This is a genomic window from Rugamonas rivuli (genome assembly GCF_009380165.1).
GTDB classification, from domain to species: Bacteria; Pseudomonadota; Gammaproteobacteria; order Burkholderiales; family Burkholderiaceae_D; genus Rugamonas; species Rugamonas rivuli.
Map to the genome: position 1 here is coordinate 19,577 of NZ_WHUF01000010.1, position 12,111 is coordinate 31,687.

The window sequence follows — 12,111 nt, forward strand, 5'->3', positions numbered from 1 at the left end:
GACAGTCATGTTACCGGATTGCCTCAAAAGATGGCGTACTAATAACGTTGCAACACCCTGCACGCCCTTGAAAGAACAAAGCAATGCTGCCTACCGATTCCGCCCTGGTCCTGTTTAGCGGTGGCCAAGATTCCACCACCTGCCTGGCCTGGGCGCTGAAGCACTACGCGCGCGTGGAAACCATAGGCTTCGATTACGGCCAGCGCCACGCCGTCGAGCTGACCGTGCGCCCGTCCGTGATCGCCAGCCTGCGCGCCCATACGCCCGAGTGGAATGCCAAGCTGGGCGAAGACCATATGATCGACCTGTCGCTGATCTCCGAGATTTCGCAGACCGCGATGACGCACGATATCGCCATCGAGACCCAGGCCAACGGCTTGCCGAACACCTTCGTCCCCGGCCGCAACCTGCTGTTCATGACGGTGGCCGCCACCGTGGCGTATCGCCGCGGCCTGACGGTGCTGGTCGGCGGCATGTGCGAGACCGATTTCTCCGGCTACCCGGACTGTCGCGACGACACCATGAAGGCGCTGCAGGTGGCGCTCAACCTGGGCATGGATACGCGCCTGAAGCTGGAAACCCCGCTGATGTGGCGCGACAAGCGTCAGACCTGGGAGCTGGCGCAGGAGCTGGGCGGCCAGGCGCTGGTCGACCTGATCCGCGACGGCACCCACACCTGCTACCTGGGCGAGCGCGGCGCGCTGCACGACTGGGGCTATGGCTGCGGCACCTGCCCGGCATGCGCACTGCGCGCGCGCGGCTACCGCCAGTTCGCGGGCAGCGAGGTGTAGATGGCTGCCGGCGCCCGGGTCAGGCTGCGCCGGTTGTTACAAGGGCTGCTCACGCCGGGTGTCCTGACGGTGGCGGTGCTGGCCGGCTGCCTGGGCGCCACCGCCGTGCTGTGGCAGGGCGCGCGCCAGGATGCCGAACACGATGCCCGGGTTGATTTCGACAGCCGGGCGCGCGAGCTGGTCAACAATCTCGACCAGCGCATGCAGACCTATATGCAGGTGCTGTACGGCGTGCAGGGCTTGTTCCTCAGCTCCGCCGAGGTCGACCGCGGCGAATTCCGCACTTATCTGGCCGGGCAAAACCTGAACCAGCATTTCCCCGGCATCCAGGGCGTCGGCTACATCGCGCTGGTGACGCCGGCCCAGCTTGCGGACCACGAGCGCGCGCTACGCCAGGGCGGCTATCCCGCTTACCGTATCCGGCCCGACGGCGCGCGCGGCTGGTATGCGCCGGTCGTGTATATCGAACCGTTCAGCGGCAACAATCAGCGCGCCTTCGGCTTCGACGTCGCCTCGGAAGCGGTGCGGCGTGCCGTGCTGGAGCAGGCACGCGATTCCGGCCTGCCCGCCGTCAGCGGCAAGATACGGCTGGTGCAGGAAGAGGTCGAGCCGGCCCAGTCCGGTTTCCTGATGCTGCTGCCGCTGTATCGCCGCGGGCAGCCGGCCGATACCGTGGCCGCGCGCCGCGCCGCCATCGCCGGCTGGGTGTATGCGCCATTCCGCGTCGGCGACCTGATGGCGGGACTGGGCGGCCCGCGCGCCGCCGCGCTGGACGTGGAGATCTACGACGGCGTGGCGCTGGCCGAGCCGGCGCGCATGTACGACAGCCATCCGGCCATCGGCGCGCAGCCGCGCGGCAGCGTCCAGCAGATCAGCGTGGGCGGCCATATCTGGACGCTGCGCATCAGCGCCGTGCCCGGCGTTGCAGCCGTGCCGGACAAGGCGGCGCCGCTCGCCGTGGCCGGCACGCTGTTGAGCGCGCTGCTGGCCGGCCTGACCTGGCTGCTGGCGCGCGGCCGCGTGCGGGCCCGCGCAGCGCTGGCGCGCGCCGAGGTGCTGGCCGGCGAGCTGCAGGAAGGCCAGTCGACGCTGCTGGTGCTGGCCGACGGCGCCCAGCGCAGCCAGGCGATGTTGCGCAGCATTCTCGATTCGACCGTCGACGGCATCCTGGTCGACAATCTGCAGGGCGGCGTGCTGAACGCCAACCGCCGCTTCCGCGAGTTGTGGAACCTGCCCGAGCATCTGGACTGGCAGGCCGACGGCGCCGCGCTGATGGCGCACATGGCGCGGCAGATGCTGCACCCGGGCCCGGCCATGCTGTTGTCGCCGCAGCAGTTGCCGCTGCCTGGCCTGCAGGAGGGCAGCCAGCTGGAGCTGCTGCGCCTGAAGGATGGCCGCGTGCTGGAGCAGCACACGCGCCGCCTGCAACTGGGCAGCGAGCCGGCGCGGCTGTGGTCGTTCCGCGATATCACCGAGCGCACCCAGGGCGAACAGCGCGAGCAGACCCGGCGCCAGGTGCTGGAACTGCTGGCCACCGGGGCGCCGCTGCAAACCATCCTGGAGAGCGTGGTGCAGGGCGTCGAGGCGGGCAACGAGGAAATGTTGTGCAGCATCCTGCTGCTCGACGAGGCGGGCGAGCACCTGCTGGTCGGCGCCGCGCCCAGCCTGCCGGCCTTCTTCAACGCCGCCGTGCACGGCCGCGCCATCGCGGGCGGCCAGGGCGCCTGCGCGCAGGCGGTGCTGACCCGCAGCCGCGTGATCGTCGAGGATATCCGCAACGCCCCGACCTGGGTCGAGTACCGCGACCTGGCCTTGCAGGCGCGGCTGGGCTCGTGCTGGTCCGACCCGATCTTCGGCGCCGCCGGCAATGTGCTGGGCGCCTTCGCCATCTACCACCGCGATGCGCGCCTGCCCAGCCTGGCCAACATGGCGCTGATCGAACAGGCCGCGCGGCTGGCCGGCATCGCCATCGAGCAGGCCCGGGCGACGGTGGCGCTGCGCGCCGGCGAGGCCCGCTTCCGCAGCCTGTACGACCATGCGCCGGTGGCGCTGTGGGAGCAGGACTGGTCGGGCGTGCGCGCCGCGCTGGCCGAGCTGGAGCTGTCCGGCATCGACGACCTGGGCCGCTATCTGCAGGCCAACGCCAGCCAGCTGCGGCGCATGGCCGGGCTGGTGCGCATCGTCGACGCCAACGCCGCCGCGCTGGCGCAGGTGGGGATGGCGCCGGGGCGCAAGGATTTATCACAGCTGAGCCTGGCGCAAAACTTCGACCTGGCCGCCATGCCCAGCTTCGCGCTGGCGCTGACCGCGCTGGCGCAGGGCCAGCATTTCTTCGCCTGCGAGGCGAGCTTCGAGCGGCTCGACGGCGTGGCCCGGCTCAACGAGCTGACCTTGCTGGTGATGCCGGGCCACACGCACAGCCTCGACTTCGTCATCGTCTCGACGCTGGACGTGACCGAGCGGCGCCGCATGGACGACGAGCTGCGCCTGCTGGCCACCACCGATTTCCTCACCGGCCTGCCGAACCGGCGCGAGTTCATGCGCCGCCTGGAGGACGAGCACGGCCGCGTGCAGCGCGACGTCGAAGCCTGCGCCACGGTGCTGCTGCTCGACGTCGACCACTTCAAGCGCATCAACGACGAGCACGGCCACGCGGCCGGCGACGCCGTGCTGCGCCAGCTGGGCGCGCTGATGCGCGACGGCCAGCGCAAGATCGACATGCTGGGCCGCATCGGCGGCGAGGAATTCGCGGTGCTGTTGCCGGGCACGCCGCTGGATGCGGGGGCGGTGTTTGCCGAGCGCCTGCGCCAGCGCGTGGCGGAGGCGGCGATGCGGCTCGACGATGGCGTGCTGCTGACGGTGACGGTGAGTATCGGGATCGCCGCGATGGGCCGGGCCGACAGCGGCGGCGATGTGGCGTTGCGGCGGGCCGACCAGGCGCTGTACTGTGCCAAGCGCGGCGGCCGCAACCGGGTGGAACTGCTTGATGTCGAGGCGGATCGGCCGGGAGTTCAGGTCCCGGCCGCTTCCGATTGAAACTGGTGGTGCTGGGGGCTGGCTTAGACCGCGTGTTCCAGCGCGGCGTGCTGGTGTTGCTTGCGGCTGCGCTTGCGGAAGATCCAGTAGATGCCGACCGGGATCAGCAGCGGCAGCAGCAGGGGCGAGACGGCCGCCGCGACCACCACCGCCAGCAGCACCATGCCGCTGATCATCAGGATGCCGAGGCCGGCGAACAGCACGCCGACGAACACGGCCGCGCAGGTGATGGCCACCGCGGCGATCAGCAGGCCGCCGCCGGCGAACACGGTGCCGAGCAGGAAGCCCAGCGGGCCGTCGATCTCGTCGCCGTCGATGTTGACCTGCATGCCGTCACCGAAGATGGCCTGCCATGCGGAGACTGCCAGCAGGGTGACGAAGGCTGCGAATACCAGTTTTTTAGCGGTGATTTTCATGGCTGACCTCGGTGGTTGGGTGGTTCTGTTTTTCTTGTGCCGTTTGGCATGGTTGAACTTTACCGAGCCCGCCCCGCGCCAGCCAGCGGATTGCGACAGACCGGCAAATTGGCGGGATGGAATGCGATCCAGGCGCGACGAGCGGGGGAATGTTCCTTGATTTAAAGTTATCCCTGCCTATACTGATAACCTGACCAGTGCAGGGAGGGCTTTAACATGGCTTGGCTAGAATTGAGCGAGGGTCAATCGATATCCTCGATGTGCAAGCGGAGACAGCGCCAGCGTAGCGCCCAGCGTCTTTCCGGCGGAGGACCCAAAGGACCGCCATCGGCGCCGCCCACGATACCGCCCATCATCATTACGCCGTTCAGCTATCAGATGCCGGAACCGGCCATCGATCCGCGCATCACGCCGCTGCGGCCGCCCATCATGCCGCCGCCGCGGCCGTGCATCTCGTGCTGACCATCACCGGTTGACCGCCCCGGCGCCAGACGAAAAAAAGCCCGCATGATGCGGGCTTTTGTGCTGGCCGGGGTGTTCAGGCGCGGGCGCGGCGGCGGGCGAGCACGCCCACCAGGCCCAGTCCTGCCAGCATCATGGCGTAGGTTTCCGGTTCCGGCACCGGCGGCGTGTACACGCTCAGCTTGTACAGGCCGGCGTTCGAGCTGGCCTGCAGGTGGGTGAAGAACTTGTCGACGCCGCTGCCGGCGTTGAACTCGTAGAACGCCGTGCCATTGCCCGGACCACCGTTGCCGTTGCCGAAGTGCAGGCCGACGATGACGTCGCCGGTCAGCAGGTGGGCGAAGTCGTAGGTGGTGACGTGGGTCGAGGGATTCATGACGACGTTGATCGACTCGATCGGCGCCCCGCTCTGGCCGGGGAAGGCGAATTGCGACGACAGGATGTTTTTCACCGCCAGCGTGTCGGCCGGCGAATTGTCGATCATGTTGCCTGCGACATAGCCGTAGCATTTCGACACCGTCACGCCCGGGATGTCAAAGTAAATATCGGTCAGGCTGCAGTCGGCCAGCGAGGCGCTGGCCGATGCGAAGCCGGACACGGCGAACAGGGCGGCGGCTGCTATTTTTGGAAACAGTGTTTTCATGTCTCTTCCCGTTTAATCAAAGCGTGGCGAACTCTCGTTGTTCTTGCGGCGGCTGGCGAAACCCAGCAGGCCGAGGCCGGTCAACAGCATGGCGTAGGTCCCGGGTTCCGGAACGGCGGCCGCGATGTAGGAGTGGTTGTCCGATTCGAAGGCGTTCTGGTTGGCCGAGAACGTGACCTTGGTGATGTGCGTGCCGCTGTCGGTGAAGAAGTTCATGTAGAAGCCGACCTGCTGGTTGCCGTTGGCCATCAGGCTGGCGGCGCCCGCCATCGCGATGCCGTTAATCTGCAGCACCATGGTGTTGCCGCTGTACATGGTCACGATGTTGTAGTCGTCTGGCGAACCCATGTAGTAGCCGAAATAGTCGACGCCGTTGCCGCCGAAGGTGACGCTGGACGACGAAGGCTGGCCGTTGCTGATGCCGACCGAGAAGAAGGCGGTCGGGTCGCCCGGCGGCTGGGCCGCGTAGCCGGGATTGCCTGGCGAGGGGATCAGTGCGCCCAGCTGGTCGTAGGTGGCGAAACCGACCGGCAGCAGGCCGTCGTCGAAGGTATTGGTGGTGACGCCGCCGACGCCGGAGGTGGGGCCGGCCGAGGCGTTGTAGGTGACACCGGCGCTGGCGCTGAAGGCTGCGCCTGCCAAGCCGATGGCCAGCAAGGTTTTGGAAATGGACATTTTGGACGTTCCTTGTTGAGTGGTCAGTAAGCGATGAAGCGGACTTTCACTTTTATTAACTACTGGAAACTGGTGATTCAAAATTGATAATAGTCATATTCCTTTGTCTATGCTTGGGGAAATTTAGAGTGTCCAATCGGTTTTTGTGAATTCCTGCCCGTATTTGTGACGCCGGACGGCGAAATGGGCCGCCACGCCCGTGGCCGGGAGGCGTGGCGCCATCGATATCAAATACACAAGTACTGTTGTGCTTAATACACAGCCGTGGCCACAAGGATTTCGCACCGTTGCTGACTTTCTATTGTTGTTACAGGGCGGGCCGCTTATTATTTCACCCCAGCCAACTTTTCAGCACGAGCCATCAGCATGAGCGCAGACTACCCCGATACCGACGAGCAACAAGACGACGACGCCCCGATCCAGGAGGCGCGCGTATGGCAGGGGAACGGCTGGACCGCGCGCGTCATCAAGAACGATGACGACGAGGGCTGGGCGGTGGCGATGATCAAGGATGGCGAGCCGGAACCGGCGCTGGTCGGCCCCTGGACCATGGGCCGCGACAAGAAGAATCCCAAGCCGCTGGACGTCAACGCCTTCAACACGCTGGTCAAGACCGCCAACGAGGTGATACGCCGCCACGAGCAGCAACTGCACGCGCAGCTGCACAAGAATGTGTTCGTCAGCACCGACGACGGCCAAGTCAAGGTCAACCTGGACATCGTGCCGGACGAGGACGACGCCTACGCCACCCTGACCGCCTTCGACCAGTACGGCGAGGAGCTGGCCCAGGTGCGGGTAGCCCCGACCTTCAAGCTGAGCGTGACGAGCGCCTCGGCCTGGATAGAAAACGGTTACAAAAAACCATGATTTCCTGCGACATTTGTTCTTTACTGGAATTAAGATTTCATTAATTAAACGTGTAAGCAGATGTAACTTTCAATTGTGCGGGCCCGTCCAAAATTGTCGAGCCTGATACATTTTGATCTCTTTTTTTTAGGAGATCTTAATGACTAAACTCAAAGCCTTGGCTGGCGCTTTCGTGCTAGGCAGTGCCGCCTTTCTGTCGCAAAGTGCGATGGCCGCAGACATCAGCAATCCGGACGCACCGCTCGATCTGAGCTCCGGTTCCGATTTCTTCGGCCACTTCATCACCGGCAACAACGCCGGCAACACTTTCTCCGACCGCTACACCTTCACCCTGACCGGCAACAGCATCCTGACCTCGGATCTGTCTTCGTTCTCGGGTAACGCCAAAAACGGCCTGGACATCACCAGCCTGGGCCTGTTCAACGCGAACGGCCTGGTGCTCAAGGGTACCCAGGTCTCGACCGGCGAGATCGACGTCTGGACGCTGTCCTCGGCCCCGCTGTCCGCCGGCCAGTACTTCCTGCAGATCAGCGGCACCGTGATGTCGAAAGCTGCCGGCGTGTACTCGGCCGGCGCCACCGTTTCGGCCGTGCCGGAACCGGCGACCTACGGCATGATGCTGGGCGGCCTGGCGCTGGTCGGCGCCGTCGCTGCACGTCGCAAGTCCAAGCAAGACGACGCCGCGTAAGCGTCTTCGCGCTGCACAACGACAGCCAGGCCGTTCCGACGGCCTGGCTGTTTTTGTTTCTGTGGCCGGGCCGGGCCGGACCTGCTAGTATTTCCTATGCGCATTACCTCACAATAGGAAAACCGATGGAAAGTCGCCTCACCCGCCTGGAAGCCGTTCAAACGATGTTGCTCGAAATCGGGCAGAAGTCGAGCAGCTGCACCGATATCAGCGAGTTCCTGCAGGCCGTGCACGCGGCGCTGGGGCGCATCATGTACGCGGCCAACTTCTTCGTGGCGTTGAGCGACCGTGACGGTCCGGTCAACCAGGTGCGTTTCGTGTATTTCGTCGACGAGGTCGACGACCCGCCGAGCCGCGACGACTTGTTCGAACTGGTCGAGGGCGAGTCGCCGACCGCCACCGTGATCGCCAGCCGCGAGCGCATGGTGATGACGGCGGCCGAGCACCAGTCGCGGCGCGAGGCCAACGCCGGCTTCGGCATCGGCACCATCGCCGAACACTGGATGGGCTGCCCGCTGCTGGACCAGAACCACCAGGCGCTGGGCGCCATCGTCATCCAGAGCTATGACAAACAGCATACCTTCAACGAGGAAGACCAGGCGCTGTTCGCGCTGATCGCCAACCACGTGTCGAGCGCGCTGCAGCACCTGCAGAGCATGGACCGGCTGGAGCGCGCGGTGCAGGAGCGCACCGCCCAGCTGTCGCACGAGGTGGCCGAGCGCCGCCGCGCCGAGAACATCCAGCGCGCGCTGTACGAGCTGGCCAATCTGTCGGCCACGGCCACCGGCGGCAGCCGCCTGAACATGCGGCTGCACCAGATCATCAGCGAGCTGGTGCCGGCGAAGAATTTCCTGATGGCGCTGTACCACCCGGACACCAAGGAAATCAGCATCCCGTATTTTGTCGACGAGAAGGACGAGCATGCGCCGGTCAAGCGCTTCGACTTCGGCCTCGGCATGTCCTCGTATGTGCTGCAGCGCAAGCAGGCCATGCTGCTGGACCGCGCCGGCTACGCCGCGCTGGTGGACAGCGGCGAGATGGAGCACCCGCTGGGCAATGTCGACATCGCCAGCTGGATGGGGGCGCCGATGCTGCTGGGCGACGTGGCGTATGGCGTCATCATCGTGCAAAGCTATGACGACTCGGTGGTCTACACCCAGGCCGACCTCGACATCCTGGCCTTCATGGCCAGCCACGTGGCGGTGGCGATCGCGCGCATGCAGGCCGACCGCGAGATCCGCCGCGCCAAGGAAACGCTGGAAGAACAGAACGCGGCGCTGGAAAATGCGCTGACCTCGCTCAAGGATGCGCAGGGCGAGCTGGTGCGGCAGGAGAAGCTGGCCTCGCTGGGCCGGCTGGTGGCCGGCGTGGCGCACGAGATCAACACGCCGCTGGGCATCTGCGTGACGGCCACCAGCCACCTGGTGGAAGAGCTCAAGCTGACGCGCGAAGACCTGGCCGCCGGTACGCTGGACGAGGACGGCCTGAACCAGTTCTTCGAGATCATCGACCAGTCGCTGCGCATCATGACCACCAACACGCAGCGCGCCGCGGCGCTGGTGCGCAGCTTCAAGCAGGTGGCGGTGGACCAGTCGTCCGACGATATCCGCAGCTTCAACCTGCGCAAATACCTGGACGAGGTGCTGCTGTCGCTGCAGCCCAAGCTCAAGGGCAAGCCGATCGCTGTCGAGATCGCTTGTGACGAGCACATCAACATGGCCAGCTTCCCGGGGGCGGTGTCGCAGATCGTCACCAATATGGTGGTCAACTCGCTGGTGCACGGCTTCGAGGAGGGGCAGGCCGGCAAGATCAAGATCAGCGGCAAGGTCGATGGCGATTTCGTCGACTTCGAATACAGCGACGATGGCGCGGGCATGGATACCAGCACGCTGGCGCAGCTGTTCGATCCCTTCTTCACCACCAAGCGCGGCTCGGGCGGCAGCGGCCTGGGCGCGCACATCCTGTACAACCTGGTGACGGGCGCGCTGGGCGGCACCATCAAGGTGGCCAGCGCGCCCGGCATGGGCCTGCACTACAAGCTGCGCTTCCCGAAAGTGAAGCGAAAGTAAGCGCCGCCGGCTAGCGGGCCGCCGGCTTGATGGCCGCCAGCGTCGTTTTCACCCAGGTTTTCAGGGCCGCCTCGTCGGCCATGTCGCCGTTGTAGCGGCGCGATGGCACGAAGGGCTCGCGCGTGGCCTGTGAGCCGGCGAAGATAGCCGACGGCAAGGTGATGACGCCATTGCCGCTGGGGAGCTTGTACGGGCCGATCTCGCCGTACGGGGAATAGCCGATGGTCGGCTCACCCAGCACCACGGTGTCGGCGATGGCGCTGATCTGCTGCAGGAAATTCATGCAGGAGCTGAAGCAGCCACGGTCGATCACGGCGGCGATGCGCGGACCCGACGGGCGCTTGCGCACCGCCGCCGCCAATGCATCGGCCTCTTCCTTCGACATTCCTTCGATGCGCGCCATCGGCTCGCCGCGCTCCAGCGCCGCCTTCATCTTGGCGATGGAGTCGTCGAGCATGGGCTTGGCGGAGGCGAACTGCGGCAGGCTGGCGTAGCGCTGGAGCAGGGCGATCGCGGCCGGCGAGGCGATCTGGGATTTGGTGTGGGACGAGGTGTTGCCCAGCTGTTCGCCATAAGCCTCGCCGTACAGCGCCTGCAGCGCGCGGTTGCCCCAGCTGGAATCGCCGCCGCCGTTGCCGCGCAGGTCGAACACGACCCAGCCGGTGTGCTTCAGCGCGGCCAACTGCCGGTAGAGTTTTGCGTAGGCGTCGGCGGAGATGCCGCCGTTGAAGTTCGGCATGGCGACCCACTGCATGTCCGCCGCCAGCGGCGTCAGGCCGACCGCGCCGGCCTGGGCGGTGTAGCGCTGCTGCACCTCGCTCAGGCGGGCCTTGCCAATGCCGTCCTCGATGGCGCGCAGCGGCAGCGCGTAGTCGCGCACGACGCCGCCGGCCAGCTGGAAGGTGCAGCGCTGCGGCGTCCAGCCCAGGCCGATGTCGAACATGGACTGGCGGGCCAGCTCGCTCGGCGTGGTCGCGTATTCGAGGCTCTGGTTGCTGAACGGGGCGACATTGCTTTTCAGGTAGGTGCCGATCCAAACGCCGTCGCAGCTTTGCACGGTGGCGCCGCGCGGCGGCAGCGGCTGCGGCCAGTTCGGCTCGGACCAGATGACGCGGTAGCCGCCGTCGATGTGGTCGAGCACCACGCCGGTCCATGCGCGGGTCGGCATGCGCAGCTGGATGCCGGTGTGCGGATCGCCGAAGCCGTTGATGAAGCGCAGCAGTGCGCGGCGGTAGTCTTGCTCGGTCCTGGCGTTGGCGGCTTCGATCATGCCGGCGCGGCTGCCGGCTTCCAGCGGTGCGGTGACATCGATCTGGCCGCTGACGGCGCCGGCATGGCTGCTGCGCACGGCGTCGATGGCGAACTTCATGTCGGCCTTGGCGACTTCGCTCCAGTCGGTTGCGGAGGCTGTGGATGCCGCGAACGCCAACGGCAGCATGCTGAGACTAAACTTGATGTTGAAGGTCATGAACGGCGCCGGCGCGTAGTTGAGTTGCCAGGATGGTAACTCAACTGCGCGCCCGGCGGAACGGCTTATTTCGCGCCGGCTTTGCTGATCTCCACTTCCCAGTCCACGCCGGAATCGATGTGGTGCTGCTTGGCGTAGTTGCCCTGGCTGACGGCGACCGCCACGTCCAGCAGGCTGTTCAGATAGACCAGCGGCTTGCCCTGCGCGACGCCGCCAAAGGTGTGCTCGAACGGCGCCACCACTTTGTCGACCTGCTTGCCCTTGTGCAGGATGCGCACCTGCACGCGGTCGTGCACGCCGATGCCGAGTTCGTCGAACAGCGCTTTCGGAATATTGGTCCAGACGTTGCCGTACTTGATGTCCAGCACGGGGATGATGCCGCGCACCACCTTGCCGTCGCGGACCGCCTTCTGGTAAGGGATCTTCACCACAGATTCGCCAGGCAACACCGGGCCGACCTGCTCGAAGCTGATCGCGCCGGACGCCAGCCGCGCGCCGACATAGGCGTACACGTCGCGGCCGTGGAAGGTGTAGGACTCGCCGGAGCCGGCCAGGCGGTTGACCTTCTCGTCGATCTCGCGCAGCTCGGCCACGCCGTCGCGCTCGGCGATCAGCGTGAACAGGCCGTTGTCGGGGCCGACGAAGTAGCGGCCTTCCCTGGTCTTCAACACCACCGACTTGCGGGCCGTGCCCACGCCCGGATCGACCACGGCGACGAACACGCTGCCTTGCGGCCAGTAGTTGGCGGTCTGGTAGAGGCGGTAGGCGCCGAGCCAGATGTCGTAGTCGGGAATGTTGTGGGTCAGGTCGGAGACGTTCAGCTTCGGATCGACGCCGAAAGCCACGCCGTGCATGGCGGAGACGGCGCCGTCGGAGGTGCCGAAGTCGGTCAGCAGCACCAAGGCATTGCTGGCGTGGGCTTGCGCGGCCATCAGCGTGCTCATGCAGACGGCGGCGAACAGGTGGGAGATGCGGGTGAGCTTCATGGAATCCTTT

At 65.9% G+C, this 12,111-nt stretch carries 11 protein-coding genes; 5 read left to right on the forward strand and 6 right to left on the reverse strand.

Annotated features, from left to right (window positions below):
- The first annotated feature begins 83 nt into the window (after nt 1–83).
- Together queC and GEV01_RS27645 are read left to right on the forward strand one after the other, a co-directional pair.
- On the forward strand, nt 84–791 hold the full coding sequence (gene queC, locus GEV01_RS27640) for a 7-cyano-7-deazaguanine synthase QueC (protein ID WP_152809177.1): 708 nt from the start codon (nt 84–86) through the stop codon (nt 789–791).
- Nucleotides 792–3,827 (forward strand): sensor domain-containing diguanylate cyclase, encoded by a 3,036-nt coding sequence (locus GEV01_RS27645; protein WP_152809179.1) that lies wholly within the window; start codon nt 792–794, stop codon nt 3,825–3,827.
- 23 nt (nt 3,828–3,850) lie between these two features.
- Here the strand turns inward: GEV01_RS27645 and GEV01_RS27650 are convergent, their stop codons facing one another.
- From GEV01_RS27650 to GEV01_RS27660, 4 genes are all read right to left on the reverse strand, one after another.
- A complete protein-coding gene (locus tag GEV01_RS27650; protein WP_152809181.1) occupies nt 3,851–4,243 on the reverse strand; it encodes a hypothetical protein in 393 nt (130 codons plus the stop codon).
- Between the two features lie 374 nt (nt 4,244–4,617).
- Complete coding sequence (locus GEV01_RS31365) at nt 4,618–4,752, reverse strand: hypothetical protein (protein ID WP_268878379.1); 135 nt, start codon at nt 4,750–4,752, stop codon at nt 4,618–4,620.
- 29 nt (nt 4,753–4,781) lie between these two features.
- A complete protein-coding gene (locus tag GEV01_RS31245) occupies nt 4,782–5,348 on the reverse strand; it encodes a PEPxxWA-CTERM sorting domain-containing protein (protein WP_235914609.1) in 567 nt (188 codons plus the stop codon).
- 12 nt (nt 5,349–5,360) lie between these two features.
- On the reverse strand, nt 5,361–6,023 hold the full coding sequence (locus GEV01_RS27660; RefSeq protein WP_152809183.1) for an Npun_F0296 family exosortase-dependent surface protein: 663 nt from the start codon (nt 6,021–6,023) through the stop codon (nt 5,361–5,363).
- Nucleotides 6,024–6,389: 366 nt separating this feature from the next.
- Between GEV01_RS27660 and GEV01_RS27665 the strand changes: the two genes are divergently transcribed.
- The 3 genes from GEV01_RS27665 to GEV01_RS27675 all read left to right on the forward strand — a co-directional run bounded on the left by GEV01_RS27665 (nt 6,390) and on the right by GEV01_RS27675 (nt 9,647).
- On the forward strand, nt 6,390–6,890 hold the full coding sequence (locus tag GEV01_RS27665) for a hypothetical protein (RefSeq protein WP_152809185.1): 501 nt from the start codon (nt 6,390–6,392) through the stop codon (nt 6,888–6,890).
- Nucleotides 6,891–7,029: 139 nt separating this feature from the next.
- Nucleotides 7,030–7,578 carry an FxDxF family PEP-CTERM protein gene (locus GEV01_RS27670; protein WP_152809187.1) on the forward strand — a complete coding sequence of 183 codons (549 nt, stop codon included), beginning with the start codon at nt 7,030–7,032 and terminating at the stop codon, nt 7,576–7,578.
- A 125-nt stretch (nt 7,579–7,703) separates the two neighbouring features.
- On the forward strand, nt 7,704–9,647 hold the full coding sequence (locus tag GEV01_RS27675) for a GAF domain-containing sensor histidine kinase (protein WP_152809189.1): 1,944 nt from the start codon (nt 7,704–7,706) through the stop codon (nt 9,645–9,647).
- A 10-nt stretch (nt 9,648–9,657) separates the two neighbouring features.
- Here GEV01_RS27675 and GEV01_RS27680 read toward each other — a convergent pair whose 3' ends face one another.
- Complete coding sequence (locus GEV01_RS27680; protein WP_152809191.1) at nt 9,658–11,115, reverse strand: S41 family peptidase; 1,458 nt, start codon at nt 11,113–11,115, stop codon at nt 9,658–9,660.
- A 65-nt stretch (nt 11,116–11,180) separates the two neighbouring features.
- Nucleotides 11,181–12,101 (reverse strand): SAM hydrolase/SAM-dependent halogenase family protein, encoded by a 921-nt coding sequence (locus GEV01_RS27685; RefSeq protein ID WP_152809193.1) that lies wholly within the window; start codon nt 12,099–12,101, stop codon nt 11,181–11,183.
- Nucleotides 12,102–12,111: the final 10 nt, after the last annotated feature.

Excerpts from the sequence above, each read along its gene's own strand:
- queC (WP_152809177.1), top strand. The coding sequence starts at position 84 with ATGCTGCCTACCGATTCCGCCCTGGTCCTGTTTAGCGGTGGCCAAGAT.
- GEV01_RS27645 (WP_152809179.1), top strand. The coding sequence starts at position 792 with ATGGCTGCCGGCGCCCGGGTCAGGCTGCGCCGGTTGTTACAAGGGCTG.
- GEV01_RS27650 (WP_152809181.1), bottom strand. The coding sequence starts at position 4,243 with ATGAAAATCACCGCTAAAAAACTGGTATTCGCAGCCTTCGTCACCCTG.
- GEV01_RS31365 (WP_268878379.1), bottom strand. The coding sequence starts at position 4,752 with ATGCGGGCTTTTTTTCGTCTGGCGCCGGGGCGGTCAACCGGTGATGGT.
- GEV01_RS31245 (WP_235914609.1), bottom strand. The coding sequence starts at position 5,348 with ATGAAAACACTGTTTCCAAAAATAGCAGCCGCCGCCCTGTTCGCCGTG.
- GEV01_RS27660 (WP_152809183.1), bottom strand. The coding sequence starts at position 6,023 with ATGTCCATTTCCAAAACCTTGCTGGCCATCGGCTTGGCAGGCGCAGCC.
- GEV01_RS27665 (WP_152809185.1), top strand. The coding sequence starts at position 6,390 with ATGAGCGCAGACTACCCCGATACCGACGAGCAACAAGACGACGACGCC.
- GEV01_RS27670 (WP_152809187.1), top strand. The coding sequence starts at position 7,030 with ATGACTAAACTCAAAGCCTTGGCTGGCGCTTTCGTGCTAGGCAGTGCC.
- GEV01_RS27675 (WP_152809189.1), top strand. The coding sequence starts at position 7,704 with ATGGAAAGTCGCCTCACCCGCCTGGAAGCCGTTCAAACGATGTTGCTC.
- GEV01_RS27680 (WP_152809191.1), bottom strand. The coding sequence starts at position 11,115 with ATGACCTTCAACATCAAGTTTAGTCTCAGCATGCTGCCGTTGGCGTTC.
- GEV01_RS27685 (WP_152809193.1), bottom strand. The coding sequence starts at position 12,101 with ATGAAGCTCACCCGCATCTCCCACCTGTTCGCCGCCGTCTGCATGAGC.